The organism is Oceanobacillus sojae, from assembly GCF_007991515.1.
In the GTDB taxonomy this organism is placed as follows: domain Bacteria; phylum Bacillota; class Bacilli; order Bacillales; family Amphibacillaceae; genus Oceanobacillus; species Oceanobacillus sojae.
Map to the genome: position 1 here is coordinate 347,393 of NZ_BJYM01000002.1, position 25,485 is coordinate 372,877.

General features: G+C 35.5%; 29 protein-coding genes, 6 tRNA genes and 1 pseudogene. 6 read left to right on the forward strand and 30 right to left on the reverse strand.

Annotation, left to right across the window (positions count from 1 at the left end; translation table 11 throughout):
* Nucleotides 1-93 precede the first annotated feature (93 nt).
* From OSO01_RS03435 to OSO01_RS03450, 4 genes are all read right to left on the reverse strand, one after another.
* Nucleotides 94-1,110, reverse strand: a complete 1,017-nt coding sequence (locus tag OSO01_RS03435) for a C45 family autoproteolytic acyltransferase/hydrolase (RefSeq protein ID WP_147208743.1) — start codon at nt 1,108-1,110, stop codon at nt 94-96.
* Nucleotides 1,107-1,871 (reverse strand): MerR family transcriptional regulator, encoded by a 765-nt coding sequence (locus OSO01_RS03440; RefSeq protein WP_147208744.1) that lies wholly within the window; start codon nt 1,869-1,871, stop codon nt 1,107-1,109. Before OSO01_RS03440 ends, OSO01_RS03435 begins: the two co-directional genes overlap by 4 nt.
* Before the next feature lie 140 nt (nt 1,872-2,011).
* Nucleotides 2,012-2,527, reverse strand: coding sequence for a ClbS/DfsB family four-helix bundle protein (locus OSO01_RS03445; RefSeq protein WP_147208746.1), 516 nt, complete (start codon nt 2,525-2,527; stop codon nt 2,012-2,014).
* Nucleotides 2,528-2,563: 36 nt separating this feature from the next.
* Nucleotides 2,564-3,517 (reverse strand): phosphotransferase enzyme family protein, encoded by a 954-nt coding sequence (locus tag OSO01_RS03450; protein ID WP_147208748.1) that lies wholly within the window; start codon nt 3,515-3,517, stop codon nt 2,564-2,566.
* A gap of 209 nt (nt 3,518-3,726) precedes the next feature.
* On the opposite strand from OSO01_RS03450, the gene OSO01_RS03455 reads away from it, so the two are divergent.
* Nucleotides 3,727-4,302: a nucleotidyltransferase family protein gene (locus OSO01_RS03455; RefSeq protein WP_147208749.1), complete on the forward strand. Its 576-nt coding sequence runs from the start codon at nt 3,727-3,729 to the stop codon at nt 4,300-4,302.
* 107 nt (nt 4,303-4,409) lie between these two features.
* Here the strand turns inward: OSO01_RS03455 and OSO01_RS03460 are convergent, their stop codons facing one another.
* The 5 genes from OSO01_RS03460 to OSO01_RS24055 all read right to left on the reverse strand — a co-directional run bounded on the left by OSO01_RS03460 (nt 4,410) and on the right by OSO01_RS24055 (nt 7,231).
* Nucleotides 4,410-4,889 (reverse strand): NUDIX domain-containing protein, encoded by a 480-nt coding sequence (locus tag OSO01_RS03460; protein WP_147208751.1) that lies wholly within the window; start codon nt 4,887-4,889, stop codon nt 4,410-4,412.
* Between the two features lie 122 nt (nt 4,890-5,011).
* Entirely contained in the window at nt 5,012-5,227 is a 216-nt protein-coding gene (locus OSO01_RS03465) for a DUF3923 family protein (RefSeq protein WP_147208753.1), read from the reverse strand.
* A gap of 94 nt (nt 5,228-5,321) precedes the next feature.
* Entirely contained in the window at nt 5,322-6,791 is a 1,470-nt protein-coding gene (locus tag OSO01_RS03470) for an ATP-binding cassette domain-containing protein (RefSeq protein WP_147208755.1), read from the reverse strand.
* A 27-nt stretch (nt 6,792-6,818) separates the two neighbouring features.
* Complete coding sequence (locus OSO01_RS03475; protein WP_147208757.1) at nt 6,819-7,073, reverse strand: hypothetical protein; 255 nt, start codon at nt 7,071-7,073, stop codon at nt 6,819-6,821.
* Nucleotides 6,980-7,231, reverse strand: a complete 252-nt coding sequence (locus tag OSO01_RS24055) for a Pr6Pr family membrane protein (RefSeq protein ID WP_371863280.1) — start codon at nt 7,229-7,231, stop codon at nt 6,980-6,982. The genes OSO01_RS03475 and OSO01_RS24055 overlap by 94 nt, the downstream gene beginning before the upstream one ends.
* Before the next feature lie 812 nt (nt 7,232-8,043).
* Here OSO01_RS24055 and OSO01_RS03485 point away from each other — a divergent pair.
* Entirely contained in the window at nt 8,044-9,312 is a 1,269-nt protein-coding gene (locus OSO01_RS03485; protein WP_147208761.1) for an aspartate aminotransferase type Ic, read from the forward strand.
* 687 nt (nt 9,313-9,999) lie between these two features.
* Here the strand turns inward: OSO01_RS03485 and OSO01_RS03495 are convergent.
* The 10 genes from OSO01_RS03495 to OSO01_RS03530 form a co-directional block, all read right to left on the reverse strand.
* Complete coding sequence (locus tag OSO01_RS03495) at nt 10,000-10,872, reverse strand: DNA-3-methyladenine glycosylase family protein (protein ID WP_147208765.1); 873 nt, start codon at nt 10,870-10,872, stop codon at nt 10,000-10,002.
* Between the two features lie 29 nt (nt 10,873-10,901).
* Complete coding sequence (locus OSO01_RS03500) at nt 10,902-11,345, reverse strand: GNAT family N-acetyltransferase (protein WP_147208767.1); 444 nt, start codon at nt 11,343-11,345, stop codon at nt 10,902-10,904.
* Nucleotides 11,346-11,378: 33 nt separating this feature from the next.
* A complete protein-coding gene (locus tag OSO01_RS03505; RefSeq protein WP_147208769.1) occupies nt 11,379-11,858 on the reverse strand; it encodes a GNAT family N-acetyltransferase in 480 nt (159 codons plus the stop codon).
* Nucleotides 11,859-11,923: 65 nt separating this feature from the next.
* Nucleotides 11,924-12,823, reverse strand: a complete 900-nt coding sequence (locus OSO01_RS03510) for a PhzF family phenazine biosynthesis protein (RefSeq protein ID WP_147208771.1) — start codon at nt 12,821-12,823, stop codon at nt 11,924-11,926.
* Between the two features lie 75 nt (nt 12,824-12,898).
* Nucleotides 12,899-14,143 (reverse strand): MFS transporter, encoded by a 1,245-nt coding sequence (locus OSO01_RS03515; protein WP_246145019.1) that lies wholly within the window; start codon nt 14,141-14,143, stop codon nt 12,899-12,901.
* A gap of 296 nt (nt 14,144-14,439) precedes the next feature.
* Complete coding sequence (locus OSO01_RS03520; protein WP_147208774.1) at nt 14,440-14,832, reverse strand: RidA family protein; 393 nt, start codon at nt 14,830-14,832, stop codon at nt 14,440-14,442.
* Between the two features lie 117 nt (nt 14,833-14,949).
* Nucleotides 14,950-15,105: a hypothetical protein gene (locus OSO01_RS23225; RefSeq protein ID WP_186813542.1), complete on the reverse strand. Its 156-nt coding sequence runs from the start codon at nt 15,103-15,105 to the stop codon at nt 14,950-14,952.
* Nucleotides 15,106-15,256: 151 nt separating this feature from the next.
* Complete coding sequence (locus OSO01_RS23895; protein ID WP_281289813.1) at nt 15,257-15,388, reverse strand: hypothetical protein; 132 nt, start codon at nt 15,386-15,388, stop codon at nt 15,257-15,259.
* 125 nt (nt 15,389-15,513) lie between these two features.
* Entirely contained in the window at nt 15,514-16,746 is a 1,233-nt protein-coding gene (locus OSO01_RS03525; RefSeq protein ID WP_147208776.1) for an MFS transporter, read from the reverse strand.
* A gap of 5 nt (nt 16,747-16,751) precedes the next feature.
* Complete coding sequence (locus OSO01_RS03530; protein ID WP_147208778.1) at nt 16,752-17,795, reverse strand: ArsR/SmtB family transcription factor; 1,044 nt, start codon at nt 17,793-17,795, stop codon at nt 16,752-16,754.
* Nucleotides 17,796-18,106: 311 nt separating this feature from the next.
* On the opposite strand from OSO01_RS03530, the gene OSO01_RS03535 reads away from it, so the two are divergent.
* The 4 genes and pseudogenes from OSO01_RS03535 (at nt 18,107) to OSO01_RS03550 (ending at nt 20,610) form a co-directional block, all read left to right on the forward strand.
* Nucleotides 18,107-18,874: a DUF2087 domain-containing protein gene (locus tag OSO01_RS03535; RefSeq protein ID WP_147208780.1), complete on the forward strand. Its 768-nt coding sequence runs from the start codon at nt 18,107-18,109 to the stop codon at nt 18,872-18,874.
* Nucleotides 18,875-18,886: 12 nt separating this feature from the next.
* Complete coding sequence (locus tag OSO01_RS03540) at nt 18,887-19,417, forward strand: DinB family protein (protein ID WP_147208782.1); 531 nt, start codon at nt 18,887-18,889, stop codon at nt 19,415-19,417.
* A gap of 261 nt (nt 19,418-19,678) precedes the next feature.
* A pseudogene (locus tag OSO01_RS03545) lies at nt 19,679-20,185 on the forward strand (GNAT family N-acetyltransferase).
* A 77-nt stretch (nt 20,186-20,262) separates the two neighbouring features.
* Nucleotides 20,263-20,610 carry a hypothetical protein gene (locus OSO01_RS03550; protein WP_156985591.1) on the forward strand — a complete coding sequence of 116 codons (348 nt, stop codon included), beginning with the start codon at nt 20,263-20,265 and terminating at the stop codon, nt 20,608-20,610.
* 46 nt (nt 20,611-20,656) lie between these two features.
* On the opposite strand, the gene OSO01_RS03555 is transcribed toward OSO01_RS03550, so the two are convergent.
* The 11 genes from OSO01_RS03555 to OSO01_RS03605 all read right to left on the reverse strand — a co-directional run bounded on the left by OSO01_RS03555 (nt 20,657) and on the right by OSO01_RS03605 (nt 25,470).
* Nucleotides 20,657-21,166 (reverse strand): YolC/YozM family protein, encoded by a 510-nt coding sequence (locus OSO01_RS03555; protein WP_147208786.1) that lies wholly within the window; start codon nt 21,164-21,166, stop codon nt 20,657-20,659.
* A gap of 56 nt (nt 21,167-21,222) precedes the next feature.
* Entirely contained in the window at nt 21,223-22,137 is a 915-nt protein-coding gene (locus tag OSO01_RS03560) for a serine hydrolase domain-containing protein (RefSeq protein ID WP_246145014.1), read from the reverse strand.
* Nucleotides 22,138-22,165: 28 nt separating this feature from the next.
* Entirely contained in the window at nt 22,166-23,089 is a 924-nt protein-coding gene (locus tag OSO01_RS03565) for a GNAT family N-acetyltransferase (protein WP_147208788.1), read from the reverse strand.
* Between the two features lie 75 nt (nt 23,090-23,164).
* Complete coding sequence (locus OSO01_RS03570; RefSeq protein ID WP_147208790.1) at nt 23,165-23,683, reverse strand: AAA family ATPase; 519 nt, start codon at nt 23,681-23,683, stop codon at nt 23,165-23,167.
* Nucleotides 23,684-24,040: 357 nt separating this feature from the next.
* Nucleotides 24,041-24,697 carry an SDR family oxidoreductase gene (locus OSO01_RS03575; protein ID WP_147208792.1) on the reverse strand — a complete coding sequence of 219 codons (657 nt, stop codon included), beginning with the start codon at nt 24,695-24,697 and terminating at the stop codon, nt 24,041-24,043.
* A gap of 257 nt (nt 24,698-24,954) precedes the next feature.
* Nucleotides 24,955-25,038 (reverse strand) — tRNA-Leu (locus tag OSO01_RS03580).
* A gap of 7 nt (nt 25,039-25,045) precedes the next feature.
* Nucleotides 25,046-25,119 (reverse strand) — tRNA-Cys (locus OSO01_RS03585).
* A gap of 8 nt (nt 25,120-25,127) precedes the next feature.
* A tRNA-Gly gene (locus OSO01_RS03590) sits at nt 25,128-25,202 on the reverse strand.
* Between the two features lie 5 nt (nt 25,203-25,207).
* Nucleotides 25,208-25,282 (reverse strand) — tRNA-Gln (locus OSO01_RS03595).
* A gap of 36 nt (nt 25,283-25,318) precedes the next feature.
* Nucleotides 25,319-25,391: transfer RNA gene (locus OSO01_RS03600), tRNA-His, on the reverse strand.
* Between the two features lie 5 nt (nt 25,392-25,396).
* Nucleotides 25,397-25,470, reverse strand: a tRNA-Trp gene (locus OSO01_RS03605).
* Nucleotides 25,471-25,485: the final 15 nt, after the last annotated feature.

Below are 25,485 nucleotides of genomic sequence, written 5' to 3' on the forward strand. Positions count from 1 at the left end.
ACACAACCTTTCAAAGTAATATACTTATTATATCAGATATTGAAAATTCAGGATGTATCATTATTGATTTCTGACGCCGGCAGGAATGCTTGCTTAACTTATTATCTTCCCTTCAAGCATGCCAGGCAGTTTTTCTTTTCCTTTGAGCCATTCAGTAAAGGAAAATTCATAAGGAGCACAATCTCCACCAATACCAATCATTACATTTAAATCTTTTGGGCAATAAACAACTGTATGCAATGTACCAAAAAATTCTTTATAGTGTTTGAAAAACAATGGTGAGTGTTCCCTGTTAAAAATATAATAAGCAGAGTCTGGCGTCAGCTTTTCTTTTTCTAGTACTGATAAATATTTTTTCCGTTCTAATGATCCACTAATGACTGCTCTATTTTTCCTGTTTAGCTGCTCAGATTCAAAATGATTTGTACAAATAATCTGCGCATTTTTACGAACAATCTGTTTTTCAGGCGATGCTTCCACAATGGCGTTATTTCCTTCCTTATCCATTATAGAAAAATTAACACAATATTGATGAGGAATTTGTTTAATAAACGACACTGCTTCACCTGTAACAGCGCAATGCTCCAGAACAAGGCGGCAAACTGCTGTTGCCAAAAACCCTTCTTGGCCGATCCTTTCATTTACCAAATGCAACCCAATAACAAGCCCCTTCTCATTCATGCCATCCAGTCTGCCTGTAATCTGCTGACTGAACCCGATGCTTGCGTATCCGTTGTCCGGTCTGATTAGGACAAGTCTGGCGTCATATAATTCATCATTGAAATCATAATTTCTTACATAGAAGGAATCATTGGCCAGTGTCGTACAACCCATAGAAGGCATCTGCATATTATAGCCTCCAAACAGCTTTATTGCGGTATTTATATTGATCCCCATCCCTGCAGCCAGACCTTCTATCTCTTTCAAAAGAGTTGGGGAAATTTTCTCTATCTGCTTCCTTGCTTCTGCCATATCTTCATTTATCTGTAATTCTTCCTGTTGTCTCCATTTTGGATGTAATTTTAGTGCAACGCCCTGTTTCACTCCTATATCATAAGCAGAGCCTTTTAATTCAACAACTTCCACCTGTAAATTTTTTCTTTGACTCATGGCTTCCCTCCTATATATGTGACGGGTATAATGATATCCGCTTCGTCCATCTGATCACCGCGATACCATTCAAAAATAGAACCGGCCGGAGCCCAGTTATTTGTCATACAATATTGAATTAATTTGCGGTAAGCGGCTTCTATTTTGGAAAAATCCTCTTTGAAAGCAAGGCCAATACAGAAGCTCCTCCTCATTTCTTCTGAAAAAGCTTCTGGAACAGGGGCTGTATTTATATTAGCTGGTACACCAAAGCCAATTTCTGCATTGATTTGCTTGCTGCTTCCGGACAAATACCGTAAGTACGTATTCTTAATTGGAATATGATGCTGCTTCATCTGTTTGCGTCTTAACTCAAATTCCCCGCTAAATTGTCCTGGAGAAGCTTCCGCCTCAAACCAGATAACCTTCTCTGCAGGTTTTTCAAACATATAAATCTCCTCTTCTCCATAATCACTTTCTAAATAGCGGAGACTGATTTCCAGCTGTCTCTGGTTTTCTTTTATTGTCTGAATCCATTTCTGCTTCATCTGCTTCTGCCTGTTTTCATCCGCTTTTAAGTAGAGCTGGATATCATGAATAGGAACCTTCGCTGTCCGCAAGCTTGCAATCATCTTGGCAAGAGGGACCTGATTCTCTGCATACATGCGATAGTTACTATAATCCTGCCGCACTGATGTCAGCAGATGCTTTTCTTCATAAAAGCGAAGTGTGCTTTTGGGAATTCCAGTTTTCATTGAAAATGCCTGTATTGTCATCAACATGCTTTCCTCCTGTCGCCCTCTCTATCTATCAGCATAAACGTTAAAGTAACTTGAATGTCAAGAGTAATTTTTCATATTAAAACACATTTAAATTTAAATGTGTTTTAATAGTCTATTTTTAATTTATATAATTAATCTATTTATACTCCCCGAACCTTTTTCCACTTTCTAATTTTTGTCCGAAATGACTTGAATGGCGCGACTGTATTAATATGAATCCATTTCCAAATCGGCCAGCTGGAAGGTGTAGTCGTTGCCCATTGTCTGCCTCCCTGTTCAAATATTTCTTTATCATGATAGCTTTCTACTAATTGGATGATGCGATCAACATCATGGTTGAACTTCTCAATCAGCATTTCCAGCGAATCAACAGCATACTGACCATAAAAGCTTTGATAGAGACCTCCGAGGTTATTCCATTTATATTCTGGAGTCGGTGTGATAACATCCTTTCCTTCCTGGTTATCCTGCTCCCAGGATAAGATTAAATTCATCCAGCCTAGTTGATAGGCAATCATTTGTGCGGGTGTTCTATCGACTTCGCTTACGGTATCATCTTTATCTGCGGTATTAATTGCATCAAATTCACTGATAAATAGATCGGCTCTTTTTGTAATTTCATCAATTAGAGCCTGTTTATTCTCGTACGCCTTCATTTTAAATCACCCTTCTTCTTATATGTATTGTTAAAGTTATCTCTTATCTCCAGGAATAAAAGGCACATCATTTTCAATCCGAAACCGCATTTTTTCCAAATGATTTTTAACTTTTGTGCCCATTTCTCTTCCCTGAAAAGAATTCTTAAAAAATAAATAAGAATATAAGAGTCTGTATTCCAAAAAACGGGGAATTAAATGCAATTGCTCCTCAGACAAAGCTGTTTCCTCTGTATAACCTTCCAAAAATAACTTTGTAAAATGTCGATAGAGTTCCAGCTGTTCTAACCTGCCAAGCTGTCTATTATTTTCCATAAAATGAAAGATTGGAATCGCAGTATCATAAGCATACCAGCTTCTGCGGACATCACCAAAATCTAAAACATACATCGCTTTATTTGCAATCATGATGTTTTCATTATGGAGATCATGGTGTACAATTCCATAATTGTTTTTATCCTTCGGGAGAGCAACAAACTCGTCCATATATTTCTGCCACTTCTCTTCTATTATTTTACCGTGGCCTTTTGCAAAGTCTTCCCTTTTTATATCGTGGTCCCACCCTAAATAATTCTGCTCCATTTTATGACGATTTAATTTGGTTATTTCATGCATTTTACCAAGCAGCTTCCCCCAGGCTTTTATTACATGATTTTCTTTCAAATCAGGAGACAGAACCTCCCCATCAATATATGTATATGTCATCAAATAAAATTTTTTCTCTTCCCCATTGATTTGTTCTATAAGCGTGTCATTTTTTGAAGGGATAAGACTGGGGGTTTTTATTCCATGCAGAAGCATTATTTCTATTATTTCCTGTTCATTGAGTAAATTAATTTTTTTATATGCTTTCGTGTCCAATATTTTTATAACCATCTTCTGATTACGGCTGAGAAATACATTATTATGAAAGCCTCCAAGTAATTCAAGAGCCTCTATATTTTCTGTATATAATGATTTTATTTGTTCCAGAATAATTGGATTTATCATTACTCTTCGCTTCCTTTCATAAATAAGGTCGATTATTTCTTTATTTCTTTAATCTACTAACTGCTTTTTATGATTAGGCTCTTTTCGTATGCTTTGTTGCTTTTAGATATTAAGTTTAATTGACAATCTTAATGGAATATTCCTCCTTTTCACTTTGATATGTTAAAATAAGAATATACGTTCTATTATTAAGAGGTGGTAACTTAAAGATGTTAAAGAATAAAGAAGATGTAATAAAGCTAATCCAAAGCGACGAAAAGATGATGGAGATTATAAAGGCTGCAAGTACTTTGAATTTACCTGACTGGTGGATATGTGCAGGATTTATACGTTCAAAAATCTGGGACACATTGCACGGGTTTAATGAAAGAACGGAGACCCCAGATGTTGATGTTATCTACTTTGATAACACAAACATTAATGAGAATTTTGAAAAGGAATTAGAGAATAAGCTGATAAGCATCATTCCTAATATACCTTGGTCTGTTAAAAATGAGGCAAGAATGCACGTCCTTAATAATCTTCCTCCCTATACTTCTTCGGAGGATGCTATTTCAAAGTTTCCAGAAACTGCAACTGCTCTGGGAGTCAAGCTGGACAAGGATCATAATTTGGTTCTTACTTCTCCTTGTGGAATAGATGATGTCATTAATTTAGAATTGAAACCGACTCCCTTCTTTATCGAAACAAAAGAACTTGCTGCAATTTACGAGGAGCGGATTATCAAAAAGAATTGGAAAGCTATTTGGCATAAAATTAAAGTTCATCATATAATAGATAACTGATTACGGAATATGCCGTTTCATTTGATGAAATGGCTTTTTTATATCCAACGAAAAAATCGACAGTGATTGATTAAGATAGAATTGAACACTTGCCTTATCAGGTTGTTTTATTTATTCGTATCATTCCAGACTAAATCCTTATCTAACCTATAAAAACAAGTACATTTAGTTTTCAGCCATTCTGTTAATGGAGCGGACACACCTGTATTTTTTATGTAATTTTCAATCTCTGTAAGAGGAACCCATTTTATATCTGTAATTTCACCATCTGGATCATTTATTTTAAGTTGTTCCTGATGCTTAACGGATACATTACAAACGGTGACTAAGCTCTGAGCAGCATGTTCAGGTATATAGCTTTCGTGGATATAAGCTATTTCAAAATTTGTTACGCTTAATCCTGTTTCCTCATACACTTCTCTCGACAATGCTTCTTTAATCGTTTCTCCTGCTTCAATTTGGCCGCCGGGTAGGCTCCAGATATAGTTAGCATATTCATCTTTGTTTTGCACTAAAAGAATTCTTTCATTTTCTAAAATGATGGAAGACACGATTCGATATAATTTAAAAGCATTTAAGCGGACCATGTTTTTTCCTCCAATAGCTGCTATTTTATGATAAATGAAGGCCGGATTCCTTATTGTGATCCAGCCTGAACTTCCGTTAGAGTAATCTTATAGAAATAATATTCAGAATAAAAACGCAATAACTAAACTGCTTTTCGTTTTCTGACAAAATAGAGGAATAGCAGCTGCCCAATTAAGACAACGATGAAAAAACCTCCCAAAATAATAAACGCCAGCATTTTTAATTCTGGAGTCTGCGCTATTCCTGCTCCATCCACATTTCTAACTCTTATAACAATTGAAGCCCCTGTAAAAAATATTAACCAAAACACATTTGTTGCCCACCATATTTTCATCATCTATATCACCTGTTCCTTTTCTTGTTTGAGCTTAATCGTACATATGTAAATATCTATTTTTCATTTATAAACCAAAAAATACCACTCCCACTAATCAACCTCTCTTAATCAGCTCCAGCGTCTTCGTAGCAACAGAATCTACAAAATGCTCATTATGATCTACGCCGATCATTGTCGGTTTATATTTATTTATTGCTGCAATTAATTGATCAATCACCATCATATCTAAATAATTTGTCACTTCATCCCATACAAATAAGGAATGGTTACCTAACAACGCATTTGCCAAAAATACTTTCTTCTGCTCCCCCGAGCTCCAATGCTCACTTGAACGATCAGCAAAACTGGATCGTTTGGAACCTAACTGCCGCAGCAAATGCAGATAAGATTGTTTTTCCTCTGCTGTTAGTTGTTGAAGGATAGAGGCATGATCCTCGTTAAGCTGATTTTGCTGCTGCAGGAGAGAGATTTTATCCGGCAGTCTGATTTGATAATCTCCTATGAATTCAAACTGACCATTCCCAAGTATAAAATTCAGCAGGGATGTTTTTCCTGCCCCATTTTTTCCTGTAATAAATAAGCGTTCAGAGGGATAGACATCTATATTGACCGGTTCAAACAAGCTCCTTCCATTCTGTAAAATAGAAAAATTCCGAAGTAAGAAGACTTGTTTATGAGGTTGATCAACCCGCATTTTTAATGCTTCCACAGTTTCAATATTATGAATCAGAGCTTGTTTTTCCACTATCTTTTCTTCTGTTCTTTTTTTAATTGCCTTGGAGCGCTTCATCTGTTTTGCTGCTAATCTTCTGCTGGCGGCGTCTTTGGAACTATCCTCTCTCAAATGTCCCCATGAGCCAACTCTTTTTGAAACAGTTTCCAGTCTATTAATCTCATGATGAAGTTTATGATTTTTTTCTTCAGCAAGTTCATCAGCATTCTTTTTCTCATAGGCCCATGTATTGATATCACCTTTTACTACATCAATGCTTTCTTTGTTAATTGCCATAGTGTGGTCAACAAACTGATTGAGAAAATGCTGATCATGACTGACGACGATAAAGCCCTTCTTCCGATTCAGGTAATCCCCGACAACCTTCCTTCCATGAACATCTAAATTATTTGTCGGTTCATCTATCAGCGGGAAAGTATCCACATTGAGGAATAACTCTATTAATAAAATTTTTGTCTGTTCACCGCCGCTTAAAACATAGAAATCTCTGTCCAGCACTTCCGCAGGTAAATCCATATAGGATAACTCCAACTCCAATTCCCAGCGTTCAATCATTGAATTTTCCTTAAGCAATACTTCTTCGGCAGTAAGATGATTATCTGGAGCAGGAAATATTGGGAAGTACTTAAATATAAATGAGGATTGAACATTCCCATCGTAATCCAGATCTCCTAAAAGGATTTTAAAGAAAGTCGTTTTGCCGCGACCATTCCTCCCAAGCAGCCCCAGCTTCCAATTTTCATCAATATTCACTGTTATATTTTCAAATAAAGGATGAATCATGGATGGATATTTAAATGTCAAATTACTGATGAGTATATTACCGGCCATATACGTGACCCCCTTTCCTTATTTTTATTAACTATCAAATATATCTTTTTTATTATCCCCACTCATTAATATTCGGTTTAATATAATTAATAAAAAACTCAGCATGATATAAACAAATAGAAAAACAGCAATAAAGGCCGCATCATTCGAGTAACTGCCAACACCAGACGGAATTTCCTCATTTGGATTTAAAAAGAAATAAGGATAAAAACCATCGAATATCCCCTCACAATTGAAATAATACAATAAAGAACTGGATAGACCATCCAATAAAAAATACACTTATAACTGCACATTTTCTTCGATTCAAAAAGAAACCAATTAATAATAACGGCTAAAGGAATAAAAAAATGAAACGTAAAATTTGTGATAACCCAGATTCCAGCATATTGACCGCCACTGGCGAGAAGAAAATGATATGTAAAAATACAAAAGAACATATAAATAACAGAAGCATTTTTGAAAAAATCCAAAAACGGAGTCTGCTTCTTCCTAAAAAAACAGGACAAGACCGCTTCATAAGAAGGTTATTGAAACTTTCAAATTTGCTTGAAAGGTGAATTTAGTTAAAGAGACCCAAAGGTCAGGAGATTACAAAACACGTAAAATCACACTGATAAATCCTGTGACAGTAATTAGAAGATGCAATGCCAGCTTTAATTTAAACATCCATGATATTCCAATTATATTTCCCATAAAATGGCCCCTATTTTTCATTTTCTGTCAGTAATAGTGCTGCAGGAAAATGATGTTATATGTATAAATCTGAACACCTGCCTATATACATAATTCTCCATATTTAACATTTATCCTGCTTTTATAGCTGTATTTTCTATATATCTCCCAAACAGGCTGCCATTCTTATTAGAACACCTCAGTTATCCATCGAAACAAACCTCTGAAGGACCAAAAAAGAAGACGTATTGGAAATATGATGATTTCGGGAATCCAAAAGAAAATATCGAACAGAAAATCTCTTGTTGTATAATCCCCTTTATTCTTTCTGCTTTTTCTTGTTTTTGACTTTTTCTTTCTCCACCATTCATTCATGGATTTCAGTTCTCCCTTTTTATATTGTTATATTAGCTTACGAATTAAAGCCTGCAAACGTTTCAATTATCCAATTATTTGAAGAAAAAATATCTTAACTGACAAATTTGCGACTTTCCGCATTTCCCCTTTGCAATTCCCATTGAATGCAATAAAATAATAACAAGAGACAAAATCAAGGTAAGTACTGCGGAGGGATAAAATGAGCGAGTTAAAACAGATGGATCATTCCAGTCTGCAAAATCTTTATAATAAAACAAAGCAAGAATTTGAATCTATAAAAAAACAGAACCTGGCTTTAAATATGGCCAGAGGAAAGCCTAGCGCTGAACAGCTGAAATTATCATTGAAACTATTAGACAGTGTGAATTCTGAAAATATCGGTGATCATCTTTCTGTTCTGAATTACGGGCTGGTTGATGGGATACCGGAAGCAAAAGCATTGTTTAAGGATATGCTTGGAGTAGATACAGAAGAGATTCTAATCGGAGGCAATGCCAGCCTGAATATCATGCATGATCTTATTTCAAAAGCATTGATTAAAGGTGTTGTCGATAGTGAAGCTCCTTGGGGCAAAGAGGATAAAATTAAATTTATCTGTCCGGTCCCTGGTTATGATAGACATTTTACGATTTGTGAACAGTACGATATCGAAATGATCTCCGTCGATATGCTGGAAGATGGTCCGGATATGGATAAAGTGGAGGAACTTGTCCGAAATGATGCGTCCATCAAAGGTATGTGGAGTGTTCCCAAATACAGTAATCCTGATGGTGTTACATACAGCGATGATGTTGTGGAGCGTTTAGCTAAAATGGAGACCAAAGCAAATGATTTTAAGATTTTTTGGGATAATGCTTATGTTGTACATGACTTAACCGATTATTCTCCAAGACTAAAAAATATTTTGGAAGCATGTAAAAAACATGGCAACCCGAACAGAGTATTTATGTTTGCATCCACTTCGAAAATCACTTTCCCTGGAGCTGGGGTCGCAGTAGTAGCGGCAAGCAAGGAAAATATTAATTTTATTAAGGAACAGCTTAGCGTACAGACAATCGGTCCCGATAAAGTAAATCAGCTGCGCCATGTCCGCTTTTTTAAAAACTATGATAATATCCTGGCACATATGAAGAAGCATGCGGATATTATGAAACCTAAATTCGATGCAGTATTAAATATACTCCATTCCAAATTAGATTCCTATGGTGTTGCTACATGGACAGAGCCTGAGGGCGGCTATTTCATCAGCCTGAATACCATGGATGGCTGCGCTTCTGAAGTAATCAGGCTTGCCAAAGAGGCCGGAGTAACATTAACCGGAGCTGGAGCAGCCTTTCCATATGGAAACGATCCGCGCGACAGAAATATTCGCATTGCACCATCCTTCCCAACGTTAGAGGAAGTAGAGCAGGCAATAGAGGTTTTATGTATTTGTATTATCCTCGTAAGTACGAATAAGCTTTTATAAAATAAGGAAAAACCATTTGGCATTAAAACGTTAAATGGTTTTTTGCTTATTTTATAAGATTTAAAGGCAGGGTTCAAAAAATCTATTCCGGTTCTGCACAAGAGCAGTATATATAAAAATTACAGCAGAAAATAAATTACAAAGAGAATTAATGTAGTCCAAATAAAAGAAAACATGATTTTATTTTCATTTGGGATTGTATTCTTTTTTAATTTATAGATAAATGCCAACACCACTAAATTTATTAAAAATAGCATATAATAAAACAAGATATATAGCAGCCAACGGTGACTTTCTATTATATTACTTACTTATATTACTTACTGAATCTATCAAAAAGAATATCAAAATAAAAAGATATAGCAAATAAAACGGGCATCAGGATGTACATTTTATCCCATAACGGTTGCTTTAAAAATGTGTGACTTTTCTTCGTTTGGAAATACATTAACAGGCTTAGCAAACCAATTACAGCTATTATAAACAAAAATGTCATCACCTCAGATCCATTTGCTTCCATACTTTCAGAAGCAGGTATGGCAATTTCTGTCTTAAACAAATCCGCTATAAAGGCAAGCCCTGCCAAAGAAATAATTATAATACCTTGAAATAATGTCCAGCGTGAAAAAACATCATAGATTAAACTCCCTGCTCCATTTTTGCTCCAGCGTTCCCTGCATATGAAGATTACCTGTCAAACCAATAAGCCAAGAATTTATACTCTCCCCACTCTTTATATAATTGATGCAGCTGTGCATTAGGAGGAAGCTCACCTGAGAAATATTTATTTTTTACATGCTTCTTAAATTCGCTGTCTACAGGTAGATAGTCATACCTTCCCAACAGCATTAGAATATTACTGAGCGCATATGGTCCTACCCCTTTAATTTTTTTCATTTTAAGCACAACGTCCTCTGTTGAAATTTCCGGATTTTTTAGTACATCTAAATCATAGACGCCATTTACTATATTTAATGCAAGCTCATAAATATAGTCACTTCTATATCCTAATTTGACAGTTTGATTTAAAAAGTCCCTATCTTTTTTTAAAACTGCTTCAGGTGTGGGAAACGTAAATAATCCTGAATCGTCCGAATATCTTTCTCCTAAAAGTGTTACAAAATTAGTTGTCATGGAAATCGTCCGGCTCCAGGTAGTATTGGTTGTGAGGATTGTCTTTACAATATCTTCAAATATACTCGGTGATCGTAATAGTCTGCCTCTATTTTCTGTTACGATTTCCTGCATGTCCTTGTTATCTGCGCACATTTTATAAAAGGCACTATAATCCTCATCCAGCCGGTACATCCAGCTGATTTTACGAATTATCTCCTCACTTTCTTTATTTGTTAAGGTCTTCTTGTCCTCTATTTCAATAATTAATTTAGCATTATCTTGTTTGATGTGAAGCATAACGATCTTACCAGTTGATAATTTTTCCACTCTGTTCAAAGCACTCATATCATCATTACTGTGAAAGGGAGGCAGCATATACCAGCCATGATCTGTAGTTGCAGCTTTGAAATTAAATTTTTCTGGTAATTCAATGACCTTTTTCAAGATAATCTCCTCCTGATCAAAGGGTGGTTTTAAAGTAATGATTTCACCATCATGCAGTAATTGCTTCCAGGCGGATATCCTTCTATCTCACCGGCAACCTGATATCCATTCATTTCATAAAAGGAACGGGCCTGAAATTCAAAAGTTGTTAGCAAAGCCTTCGTTGCCCCTTTTTCTTTACCAACCATCTCCGCTTCAATAAGAATTCTCCTTCCTAAGCCTTTACCTCTATGCTTTTCACAAATCCAAAAATAATCAACCTCCAGCCATCCCCAGTAAACCTCTGCACTTAAACCGCCAATCCAATTATTATCGTTATCAGAAACAATAATATTTATTGGGCGTATTGCTTCTTTTTCTCTTATTCGTCTATGATGGGGGGAGTGCTTATTATTATAATCTTTAATCTTCTGGTGTAAAAAATCGGTGAATTTGTTGTCTTTTTCTAAACAAATATCAATTTTGTGCTCCATTTTTTCAACTCCTTATCCTATGATGACAGCTTTTTAAATCAACCATTTAGACAAAAGAATTTCATCCCGAATCGGAATTCCATCATTCCCCAATTGCGGTATTTCCGGCTTGCGTTCTCTTGCTCTGTCCACTGCTCCTTTAAGTAGGGCGCTTAAACAATATCCACGCTTCTGATAAAATTTTAATGCATGTAAATTATCATTTGTAGTAATAAGTTTGATTTTCTGACAGCTTCTTTCCTTCGCCATATGCTCTACAGCCTGAATTAAAGCTGTTCCAATTCCTTTGCCCTCTTCTATGCTGTCTAAAGAGATTATTTCACACTCACTATCCGTTATAACATATGAGATATAACCGATTATCTCACTGTTTTTATTTAACACTGCATATCCTTCCAAGGTGGTACAATCAAAAACACCGCTGGAAATAACCATTTCAGGACTTCCCCATTGCTTTATAAAAAAGGTATTAATTTTGTCTTTAGGTAATTGTTGAGATACTTTAATTTGCACGTTATTTCTCCTTTGACCCTAATCATTTCTGACCCATTTATTGAGCTGCTATCCACTGGGATTCTTTAATCATTTATCATAATATTTAACTCGTTAACAAAAACAGCACTTCCTGTAATTTGAACATTATATAACTCACCGTTCTCAGAAACCTGGACACCTACTCTGCCATTCTTGCCAATTTCATTCCCCTGCTCAACCACAAGCTTCAAAGCTTCTTTTCTATCCTTTCTTATATATTCAGCATAATAAGCACCCATAACCCCTGACGCAGTACCAGTTACTGCATCCTCAACAGTTCCTGAATAGGGAGAGGAAAAGTGCCGGGCATGCATGTCAGCCTCTTCATCATAAGTTTCTAAACTAAATGGATGAACAGATGACTTAGGTATTTCTTTTAATATAGAAGGAAAATCTTCATTTTGGGGTTTCATTCTACGAAAAGCCTCTAGGTGTTTTATTGGGACTAACAGCGTCCAAGTCCCTGTACTTCCGTATAAAATTGGTAAGGTGTCATGGATATCGGCTTCTTCTAACCCTATAGAATGAGCTAAATCTCTTTTTGAACCATGAAATGCTTCAAATATTGGCGCTGCCTGGTTCATTGTTATTATTATTTCTTTATTGGCAGTTGAATGAAGCTTTACAGGTAAAATCCCTGCTCTTGTTTCGATCGTCAGCTCTGTTTTTTCTCCTAACAATCCCTTTGTTTTTAACACATACACCGTTGCCATCGTCGCATGCCCGCATAAGTTCATTTCATGCCCTGGTGTAAAAAAACGTATGCCAAGGTCTGCTGCTTCAGACATAACCGGAAAGGCTGTTTCATTAAATCCTACCTTAAACGCAATTTCCTGCATTTGATCCTCTGTTAATTTATCTCCATCTAGAACTACTCCAGCCGGATTTCCTTTATGAGGTTCTTTACTGAACGCATCATAATGAAATACTTCTACAGATCTCATGATAAATTCCTCCAATAATTATATTAAAATTCTCGATGAGTAATTTTCATCGAGAACCCTAATATGCTATGTTGCTTACACTTTTCTTTTCTTGTAAATGGGCTCAACCTTGCTCAAACTCACACCAAATTTTCTGGAGCTGATCAGTATGAAAGCCGGGATTAAAAGGATAAAAGCGCCTATTATCAATGCAATTTCCCCATTAAGTAACTCCGGGATAGCTCCAGCTAAAAAAGTGCCAAGCATCGTGAATATACCTCCGATAACATAGGTTGAGCTCCTGACTCTGGATAAAAATTCGTTTGGAGTAATTCCCTGATGCACAGCTCCCTGTACAATAAATGCCATAGAGAGAGCACAATCAAAAACCGCCATTCCTATACACATTATAAGGAAAGCATTTGTTGCTGCAATTATTAATATACCTATTCCGGAGATAACCATTAATAAACCCATCAGCATAATCCAATTATTATTTTTAAATTTATTTATCAAAAAAATACCTATAATATTACCCACACCGGCACTTGATAGCAAAATACCAATTAGCCCTTCTGACAGCTCCATCGTTATTTGGGCATAAAAAATAATGGTTAATGTAATAAATACAGTTATAAAACCCAATATACACATTACCAATGTGCTGATCAGCTGCTGTGGATTATCTACCAAAATCTTTAAGCCTTCTAATGATTTCCCTAAAAACACTTTCAATTTATTTGTTTCCGATTCTTTCTTGTCTACTTTTATAAAATCTGCCTCATTACGAATAAAAGCAATAAATAAAGCAGACAAAAGGGATAAAGCTGCACAAATAATCAATGTTAATACTGAATCTGTTTTTGCTAATAACACCCCGCCCAATGCAGGACCGATTACAGTGGCAATAGCATCAGCAGCTTCGATATTTGTATGTGCTCTCAATAAGTTCTCTCTGCCCGCAATAGCAGGAATCATTGTAGTAAACGCTGTTCTGCTGATTAATGCAAGTAATCCCATTACAAATAATAATGAAGCAATAATAACTGCACTTACATTATTGGTTGCTATCAGAAAAGCAAGTATAAAGATCCCTGCACCATATAGAAAATGACAAATCCCTGCTACCCTGATCTTATTCTTATTTTCCACCCATGTTCCAATGGGTATAGCAAATAAAATTGTACCTAGTTGCTGTGATAAAGCCACAAGTGCTGTAATTAGCGGTGAACTGGTTAATCCCAACACAACCAATGGAATCACTAATTCTCTAAATCTGCTATTTAAGATAGAAAGAAGCTCTGATCCCCACATACATCTGAAATTTCTATTAATAAGCACCGTCTTCAATTTAATTCTCTCCTCTATATGGGAGAAACATTGCTTCAAGGACTCACATTCTCTTCCGTTTAACCGTTTCTCCCTGTTTAATATTGGTTAAATATTTGAACAGAGAGAATATTAGATTGGACGATCCATTTTATTTAGCTCCTTATAATTACAAGATTATTCTTTACATGTAAAACTGAATTAATTATCATCTTATATTTTTACGTCTTTTTTATTATTCTGTAAATTTAAACTGAGTAATAAAAACATTATAAAAATCAAATCAGTTATAATACCTAATTAGATGTTTATGTATTCTCTTTACATGCCCATGCATCTATCTCTACTTTAAATTGCGGACCGGCTAATCCAGCTACAAAAACCATTGTAGTACATGGTAAATGCTCACCTAAAAATTCGCCTATTACTTCTCTTCTTCTGTCCGCGTCCATTTCTCCAACAATGTAAAACACCAGCTTTATCAAATTTTTTACGTCCATATCCGCTTCCAGTAAATTGATACGGATGTTTTCAAAAGCCATTTTTAATTGTTCAACTGAATCTTCCGGGACCTTTCCTTCCAAATCCATTCCCAGCTGTCCTGATAAGGTTAACCATCGGATATCCCCTGAAGCTTCGATTTGATGACTATACGGAGCCAATGGTTTATGTACATTTTTGGGATTTCTAGATTCTATCATCCTGATACCTCCCCTTTATTCTCTTCCTTTTAATACCTTTATGATAAATTAGTGAAGATAATTATTCAATATAAAAACATTATCATTGATTATTATTTACTATATTACTTTTTCACCTTATTCCTCATCTGTTTCTTTCACTACAAAATGTGGAGAAGCTTCCGCATAAAATATAACTATTTCAGGTGACCGTCCTTCTCCACCCAGAGTAATTTCAGCTTTATTTTCTCTTATCCAGCGAATACTCACATCTGATTCATTCAATGATTTCAAACCGTTATTTACTTCGATATCTATATTTTCTCTATCATACTTTATTCTAATAGTATGTGGTTTAAAAAGAACGCCTCTCCTTTTTCAACAATTTCAATCGTATTTGTTTTGGGGAAGTACTGGTTAAAAGCGTATCCTCTTTAAAATTTATTTAGTAAAATAATACAGCAGCAACCGAAATAAAAGGTCCAAATATTAACAATAACCCCCATGCCAGGTAACCTAGCTTCCTTAAAAATTTCTTCTTTTCTATCTCCAATTCCAGCTCAACGTTTTGATCCATTGGTTCACCAGCTTTTTAATTAATTTATCACTATTCTAAACCATCATTCTTTCTGTTTCATCCCGTAGAAGATACTGACGATATATTATAGAGACAATAAGTAGAAATATTTCAATTAAAAAAAATTATTGTACTTCTTTTTCTGCAATAATCTCTTCTTTATTCTCTACCCTGACTATCCGAATTAGCGATAACGAAGAGAGACTCACAATAGCACCAAATATCATTAAAATCGCAGTCATCGAATAATGTTCTATAATCAACGAACCAAATAATTGCCCCAATGGAACGGAAGCACCTAACATCATAGAAACTAAGCTCAATACTCTTCCCATCATCTCTTTCGGAATCATAGTTTGGTACATGGTATTTAAGCCCACGCTGGCAAAGCAGACTCCCAACCCTAATAAACCAGCCGCAGCAACTGTAGCATAATAACTTAATGTAATTCCCATAATAAGCAGTGCAATACCTTCAAGCAGCAAGCCTGCCACTGCCATTCTGTATTTATTTTTAAATACATTAAACATAATCATTAGTGACCCAAACATTGCGCCTGTAGCCAGAACAGAATTAATAAACCCTAAACCGGATGCCCCAACATCAAAAATATAATCACTCATATATGTGAAAAATATTGTCAGTGGTGCTAAGAAAAAGTTAATAATAATTCCGCCGACAATAACCAGAAATAATAACTCCCTGTCTTTCTTCACATATTGGAACCCATCCAGCATTTCGTAGACAAATGATTGTTTCCCATCTTTTTTATGGTTATTCATACGCGGAACCTTTATCCATGATTCTGTTATTGCTGATATGACAAATGCAGCACCGCTGATAATTAATAGAAAGCCAATATTTCCAACGAATCCAATCAATATCCCTGAAAGTGCTGGCCCTAAGATATTACTTCCTTGTGTACTGAGCTGGTTTAAGGAATTCGCTTTTGTCAGATGCTCTTCTTCAACTAGTAAAGGTATACTTGAATTTGCGGAAGGGTTGAATAAAGCCATGGAAGCAGCTGAACAGACTAATAAAACATATAATAAAGGGAGTGATAACGACCCGTTTATCATCAATACCGCAATAACCAGCATCGTACTTCCAGTAAAAATATCGGAAAATACCATAATTTTCTTTCTGTCAAAACGATCGGCTGCAACTCCCGCTAAGGGTTCTATAATAATAGTTGGCACTGTAAAGCAAAGCACGGTCATACCAAGAGATAATGCAGACCCAGTCCCCTGCATTACAAACCAAAGGACAGCTAGATTAAAAAAACGGTATCCAAACCTTGAAACAGATAATCCGGCCCACAGCAGCATATAATTACGATTTGCAAATAATGCTCTCACTCGCCTTACCTCTCTTTCTGTATCAACATGTCGGACATACTTTTTAATGCTTCCTCAATCAGCTTTTGATTTGCCTGATAGAAAATTTTATTTTCATATCTTTTCGCCGTGATTAAACCTAAATCAGATAATTTTGAGATATGATGCGAAATAGTCGGACTGGATAGATTCAATTGCTTTGCCAGTTCAAAGCCATATCGCGGCTGTCGATTTAGTTCCTTTATAATTTTAATTTTTGTCCGATCAGAAAGAGCTTTTGCCAGATCAATCACCTTATCCTCTTCCCTGCTTTCATCCATCGTCTGTTCAATAATCTCTGTACCAATGAGATAAATAGCTATATCACTCTCGGAGCTATAAGAAAATAAAGAGCTGTTATAATAAAAATAAGACGGAGCTAGTATAATTTTATTTGGCTCATTTGCTTCAAAAGAATCAAAATGCGGATTAGTTATTTTGTATATTTGCTTTCTGTTCATTCCCGATAATTTATGAATACTGTCTTCATGATAAGCGTTTATTTTCTTTATGGAAGGCTGATATATCTTCTCGTTAATTTCTTCAACAACCTTTAAAAAACGTTGCTTGGTATTTTCTTTATCAAAATATAAATAAAATAACTTTGCCTGTTCAGAAAAAGGTAATACAGAGGACTGAATATGCGAAAATACTTCCTGCCTATCCGTATAATCCTCTACTCTTTCTGGTGACGAGTAACCGCTGGTCAAAAACGCTGAAATGATTTCTTCAAATTCCAATTGCGCCAAAAAACTTAAAAAGGATGGTATATCATGCCATTTATTATGCTGATAAAGAAGCTGAACAAATGTTAATCCAAAAAAACTATCCTTATGAAAAAAGCAATCTAGTTCCTTTTTTGTTTCATCAGATAGTAAAGAAAATGAATCCTGTATAAAATGGTTAAAGCTTTCTTTTTTGCGATGCTTTTCTGATTGCATGTATTCATAATTATTTAAACGGAACATGAGCGCGAGTAATTCAAATACATCGGATTGTTCTACATAATAATTATCAGATACATTTTTCATAATATTTAACCTCCATCAAATATGTTATTTTAAGTATATCTAACAAAAGAATAATTACAAGTTATTTTTTATCCTTTACTCTTTCCATGAAGGAATTTATTTGAACATTTTCTTATTATTGTCCATGTCTTTCTCCAGACTTTTATATAAAAATAAAAAGGAGCTTCATGCTTATAATTATTTAAAACAGGCATTATATTTTGATTTTTGCTTTATTAATCTCTATTCTCCAGTCTAGAAATCATTGAATAATAATGGACGTTATTATATAATGTTTGTAAATAAGTAGACAAATAAAAGGGTGGTTTAGTATGTCACATGAAAATCATTTTTGGGATACCACAGTTGATGATCTTTCAAAAGGTTATTCTTATGCTGATAATATCGGCAGCTATGTATGTGTGCTATGTAATGAACATTTTGAAGATGGAATAATTTATCCAATAGACGGCGTATTATACGAAGCAAAAAAAGCAGTTATCCAACATATTGAACAGGAGCATGGTTCCGTGTTTGATTATTTGATTCAACTTGAAAAGAAATACACTGGATTGACAGACCATCAAAAAGAATTACTAACCTTTTTTTATCAGGGGTTAACTGATAAAGAAATCGTCAAAGAACTAGGCAGCGGAAGTCCTTCCACTATCCGGAGTCACCGCTTTAACTTAAAGGAAAAGGAAAAACGCGCAAAGGTTTTCCTGGCATTAATGAATCTGTTAAATAGAGAATCTCATCAGGAAAACGATCATAAATTTATTCACTTTCACAAGGGGGCAAAAATGGTGGATGATCGTTACGCCATTACAGAGGACGAGAAAAAGAAGGTTTTATCAACTTATTTTAAAGACGGCCTGAATGGTCAGCTGGACAAATTCCCAAGTAAAGAAAAAAGGAAGTTGATTGTCCTGCAAAATATCATAAACCATTTTGAATTAAACAGGATTTATACGGAGAAGGAAATAAATACTGTATTAAAGCCTGTCTACAGCGATTTTGTTACAATTAGAAGATATTTAATTGAGTATGGTTTTATGGAGCGCAGTAAAGATGGTATGGAATATTGGGTAAAGAACTAAGGAGGATATAGTGTGAACGAAAATAATGCGCTGCTAAATAACATCACATTTCAATTTAGTATCTCTAAACAACTGCTGGAATATCATCTTACTTCATTGGAGCAGGAAGAATACAGGTGGCTGTCACCAAATGCCGGACTTTTTATTAAAGAGGAAAACGGAGAATGGTATGCTGATTTGCCTGAAACGGAAGCTTATCATATTGGAACTCCCAGCCTCGCCTGGACATTATGGCATATTACTTTCTGGTGGGAAATGGTATTGGATCATGCTTTCGGAGCTGGCACGCTGACGAAAGAGGAAATTAAAGTTCACGAAGATGTTGAAGCAGTAAAGACAGTCATTCATTCCCTAATTGCAAAATGGGAAGAGGTACTAATGAATTTAAAGGAAGAGGAGCTTTACAGCAAAGCATATACTGCATTTCCATTTAATAATGAGGTAGAATTTCATCAATTAGCTTCATGGTTAAATCTCGAACTAATGAAAAATGCTGCCGAGATTGGCTATGTCCGCTTTGAATATGCCTCTGTTAAAAAATAGTTTTATGGTAGAGGAAAGCTCTTATATAAAGCTCCCCTTCTATCTTTTCAGCATTCTTCTAATTAAATAAATAACAAAACCAACAACGATAACAGTAATAATCATTCCCGGGATTCCGATGTTTCCCATCATATATATCAATCCTTTCTCTAATTTACTATAATTTAGATTGATAAACTATCCATTGCAGTACTTTCATTTTAACCTATCATTTCGTTTGGAATCAATGAACGCAGCAATAAAAAAGAAAGGATGCTATAAATGTCATCAATTACCTCAGAAAGATTATTATTTCGCCAATATCATGATAATGATTTTGATTTTCTGATGTCTTTATTGTCAGACCCTGAAGTAGTCCGTTTTATTGGAAATGGAGAGACACGGGATGAAAATGGAGGAAATATTTTTTTAAACTGGATATACAGCACCTATGAAGTTGGTGAAAATATAGGTTTAAGGCTTTTAGTCCGCAAAGAAGATAACACTCTAATCGGACATGCAGGTATCGTTCCTCAAACAATTGATAATACTTTGGAAATGGAAATAGGTTAATGGATCTCCCGTAAATATTGGGGTAAAGGATACGCTACTGAAGCAGCTGAGGCACTGTTAGATTACGGCAACAAACAGCTTGATACTCAAAGATTTATCTCATTGATTCAGCCTGATAATATTTCTTCCCAAAATGTGGCGAGAAAAATTGGAATGGAATTAGATAAAGAAATTGTGCTGGGCGGAAGAAATGTAAATCTATATTCTACTAAATGACTAGCCAATGCTTCTTCGGATGTCTGATACTCCAGTTAAATTAAGAAGCAAATAATATTATTTAAACAGGTGAAAGAATGAATAGCACCAGAAACTTTTTACTTATATTTGGATACTTCATGCTTTTCCTTATTGCTTCAACAATTTGGACAGAAGCTTTTTCACGTCCGTTACGTCCATCATCCAGGAACGATTCGCTTCCTATTGGTATTTTACATAAAATAGGATTGAGAACATCATATGCACTTTTAATAAGTACAATCTGTTTTATCCTGTCTACTATATTAACTGAGAAAAAAATGAACAATCTCCTCATGCTAATATCGATTACAGGTACGTTCCTATCCACATTAGGTATTGTCGGAGCACTTCTTTGTCGGAGCTTTTTAGCAAATAAAAATATAGGGCCGGCTCCTTTTGCTTAAAAAACTGGCTCTTATTATAAAATCTCTTTTTATAAGCAAGTCAATTTCACTTATCTTCATAAATCTCAACATCCAGAAAATCCTCCATCATCTTATTTAACTCCTCTGCACTCAGATCAGAATCATCAGATAGATGCAATCTAATGTCTAATTTAGAGTCATCATTAAATTCAACATCTATATTATTAAGATTATGCTCCTCTAAGTAATCGGAAATCATACCCTCAATATCTATTTTTAATCTTTCAGCTCTATGCTCTTCATCTGAAGTCTGTTTAATTTCCAGTTCATACTTACCCAACAGGTTACGCTTATCTAATCTTTGTGTAATATCTTCCTGAAATTGATGATAATCCTCTGTATCATCAATCTCAAAGTATAACGAGTTATCGCCGGCCATATAAGCATATATTAGATACTTTTCATAGGCATACTCCATAATTTCCGACACTATCTCAGATTCATTTTTTTCCTCTGTAAAGAATTTCCCGGCTACAAAGATTGCTAATAAAATAGTAAAAATGCCAATAGATAAAAATATTGTTTTCTTATTCATGTCTTTCCCTCTCTTAATCCATTCAATCTATTTATGCAGTAGCTGTATTTTAGTTTCTACGATTTAATACAAGCGTTAGCTAATAGATACTTCTTAAAATACTCTATCGGCCTTGATGAATCATCAGTAATATCACTTGTGAATACAGCTGTTAATTTATAGCTTGGAACAACAAAGATATACTGTCCATTTTTTCCAAGAGCAAAAAAAGTTTCAGGTATAGGAAACTCTTGATCATCCCCTGTTAAAACCCACCAGTGATAACCATATGAAAATGTATTATTTATTTTAACACTGGCTGCAGTAGACTCCTTAACCCAATCACTTGGCACAATCTGTTTAGATTTCCATTGACCATTGTTCATATAGAGCATCCCTATTTTTAATAAATCCTCCGTTTTCATATTCAATCCAAATCCGCCAATAGCAATTCCCTGCGAGTCACGGTTCCATTTATATTGTGTTATACCCAGTGGCATAAATAAATGCTTTTGCGCAAAGGATACAGTATCTAAACCAGTTGCTTTTTGTAAAATAGCACTAATTAATTGAGAAGAACCGCAGCTATAAACCCTCTCTTCCCCCGGCTTATATTCAACTGGTTGGCTCAGAACAAATTTAACCCAATTTTTACTCGGTATCATCGCTGTATTGCCTGGCCAATGCAGCCCTGAGGTCATTGTTAATAAATGTTTAATCGTAATTTCATCTCCAGCTGAATCCTTCCTGCTGTCTGGAAAGTATGCAGTAATTGGCGTATGCACATGTGGTATATAGCCTTTGTCAATTGCAATACCGACAAGGATTGATAAGATACTTTTGGTAACAGAATATATCTTATGCTGTCTTTCCTTCATTTTATTATTTCGATAATATTCAAAAACAGTCTTACCATCATGCTGGATGAGACAGCTGTCAATTTTATCTTTTGTTACTTCTCTTTCAAACTTCTTCATAAGATTTTCATTCATATTGACGTCCCCCGAAATCTTGGATTCATTATAGATCTATCCAATATCGTTTCTCTTCTTTTATAGTTTCAAAGCCAAGAGACCTGTAAAGCTTTAATGCAGATTCATTCTCCGTTTCAACAAGAAGCTGTACTTTACTCAGATTGCAGCTTTTTAAATAGTGGAGCCCCTCTGATATCAGGTAACTGGCAAGTCCATACTTTCTCCAGTGCGGCTTAACGAAAACATTCTCGATAGTTCCTATATCCTCCTGTTTTTCTTTCCAAGCCATGATACTCCCAATTATCTCACCGTTATAAAAAGCCGTAATCGCTTTCCAAAATGGATTACTTTTATACGCAGGTAATTTTTCTAAATTGGTAGGCTCATCCGGCCAAATTCCCTGCTCTGCCTGCAAATATGCTAATTCTTCCACTCTTGTTCCCATATCCCAATGCTTTACGGAAATGTCTGGTATTTTTAAAGCTGATTGCGGAATCAGGTTGTTCAATTTACAGCGCATCCAATACAGACTTTTAAAATGGTCAAAGCCTCTGGATTCCAAATAAGCATTTTCTTTTGCTTCTGATGCAAAATTTCCGACACAAAATTTCACAGGAAACTGAGCTGGAAGCTTCTTTTTCAATAATTTTGCTCCTTCGAGAACTTTTTTATAAAGAAGATTCCTCAATTCATTATCATCTTCCCAATTAGAGTGCAATTTTATATTAAAGAATAATAAATGACTTGCATTGGCTGAATGGTCTGTCGAGACAATATTAATCGCTTCTAACTGCCCTTTAGCAATCATTAAATCCTTATAAAAAACACAATATACATTCTTCCAATTACTTTCTGGACCAGGCTGCCAATAAATAATGTCCGAATGGTGTTCAATCAAATTTTTATATAATTGTATTGCAGCTGGTTTATCCTCAGATTGATAGTTTCTAATTATGTATTTGCTTTGCATAACACATTCCCCCGCTTACTTACTAGTTCTACAATATATTTTTACAAACCAAGTAATTACTTACTGGAGATTATATCAGCTGTTTTTAAAATAATTTATAATTTCAATGTCACTTTTAACATAAATTAATTTATGTTCATAAGGTCTTAACATATTCAAGATTTCTGGCTTAGTATGATATTCAAAAGCAGTATTATATTTATATAAATCTTTTAGAATCTTTAATGTTGGCTTATAATTTGCTGTTTCTAAGCCCAATTTCTGCCTAATAAACCTTTTGATAATTCTAAATTTCCTTATTGATAGCTTAGTATCTATAAACAGAATAACATCAGCATTTTGAAAACTCGAAGCAACCCATTTATGATGGACTCCTTCAATAATCCAACTGTCAGAATTAACGATATTCTTCAGATATTCATCTCTTTCTTCTGGAGTCCTTTTAATATCTCCTGTATTAGATCTTTTCCAAACAACATTATCCAATTCATAATAAAAAACTTGCAGTTGAGCGGAAAGCTTCCTGGCCAAAGTCGTTTTTCCACTTCCAATTGATCCTATAATATGTATTTTCCCGGGAAACTTTTGATTCATTTATCCACCTCAAACTATTCAGCAGCTTTACTATGTAAATAACTAATCTTTTTTTACGCTGCTGAATAATTCTATTTATATAGCAACCTTATAATCACATACTACCATACTATTTTATACTTTAATTGTAAATTTCTGAAATTACAACAATTTGGGGATGAAAAAGTACAGTTTCAAATAAAGAGCAGGATTACTTAAACTCATCAATGACTGAAAAGCTCTATTCACTTTGCAAAGATGCCTCCTGTCTGAAGTTTATACGCTCATAAAAAACTGTCTGTATTCTACATAAATATCTTATTTAGGGCCATTTTCTCCCATAAAAAATCGGGCATGCGTCTGCCCGATTTTTAATAATTATACCGACTGTATTGCTTCTTCAACAGGTGTTTGTCCACCTACTGCCCGGAATCTTTTACCAATGGTTGTGTCATTTTTCAAGCTGGCATAAATTACTTTAGCGATATCCTCTCGTGGTACTTCTCCCCGTTCCACGCTGGCTCCAAGATTGACTCGATTCGTACCAGGATTATTCGTTAACATACCTGGATGGATGATGGTGTAGTCTAAATCAGTGTTTAACAGCCACTCGTCTGCATAATGTTTCGCTACGACATAGGGTGCAAATGACTCAGGCGCAGCTTGAATAGCTTCGCGGCTGGTATCAAACGAACTAATCATGATAAAACGCTTGACGTTCGCTTTTTCCGCGGCCTGAATGGTTTTTACAGCAGCGTCTAAGTCAATCATCAGGGTTTTATCCTTTCCTGTTTTAGGGCCAGATCCAGCTGTGAATACAACCGCATCAACACCTTCTGCCGCGTTGGCGATCGCGTCTATTTCATCCTCTAAGTTTACAATGGCTGTTTCAGCTCCTAATTCCTTGAAATAAGCCGCTTGTTCTTCCTTGCGGATAAGCGCACGTGCCTGATCTCCATTTTCCTGAATCAACTTGACCAGGTGCTTCCCTATTTGTCCATTTGCTCCTACTACTAAGATATTCAATACCCTCATCCTTTCATTTTGAGTTCTTCTTTTTATTGTAAAGGTTCCAAGGAGAGATGTTAAATAATTGGTTTGAGTAGAATAAAGCTCTGATATCTGTATGGCTTATATCCAGTTAAGACTTGTGTTGCAAATGTGTTGTAAGTTTAAAAACCTATGTTTTTATATGTTACTCCTATAAAATAAAAAATGCTTATGAACGTTGTTATATCAACATTCATAAGCATATTGATGATTTCTAAAATCATCCTAAATCGACCTGCTAATACCGGTGGTCGGGGTCGAACCGACACGTCCCAGAGGACACGGGATTTTGAGTCCCGCGCGTCTGCCAATTCCGCCACACCGGCACGTTTTTGGAGGCGGTAACCGGATTTGAACCGGTGATAAAGGTTTTGCAGACCTCTGCCTTACCACTTGGCTATACCGCCATTTCTTCTGGAGCGGAAGACGGGATTCGAACCCGCGACCCCCACCTTGGCAAGGTGATGTTCTACCACTGAACTACTTCCGCGAAAATGGCTGGGCCACTAGGATTCGAACCTAGGGTACACGGGATCAAAACCCGATGCCTTACCGCTTGGCTATGGCCCAATGATCAAATATTAATTTATGTATTAAATAAAAAAGGGCGACCGGTGGGGATCGAACCCACGTGTGCCGGAGCCACAATCCGGTGCGTTAACCACTTCGCCACGACCGCCATATTGGCAGGGGTAGTAGGAATTGAACCCACATCAAAGGTTTTGGAGACCTTCGTTTTACCATTAAACTATACCCCTATGAAATTTTATAAA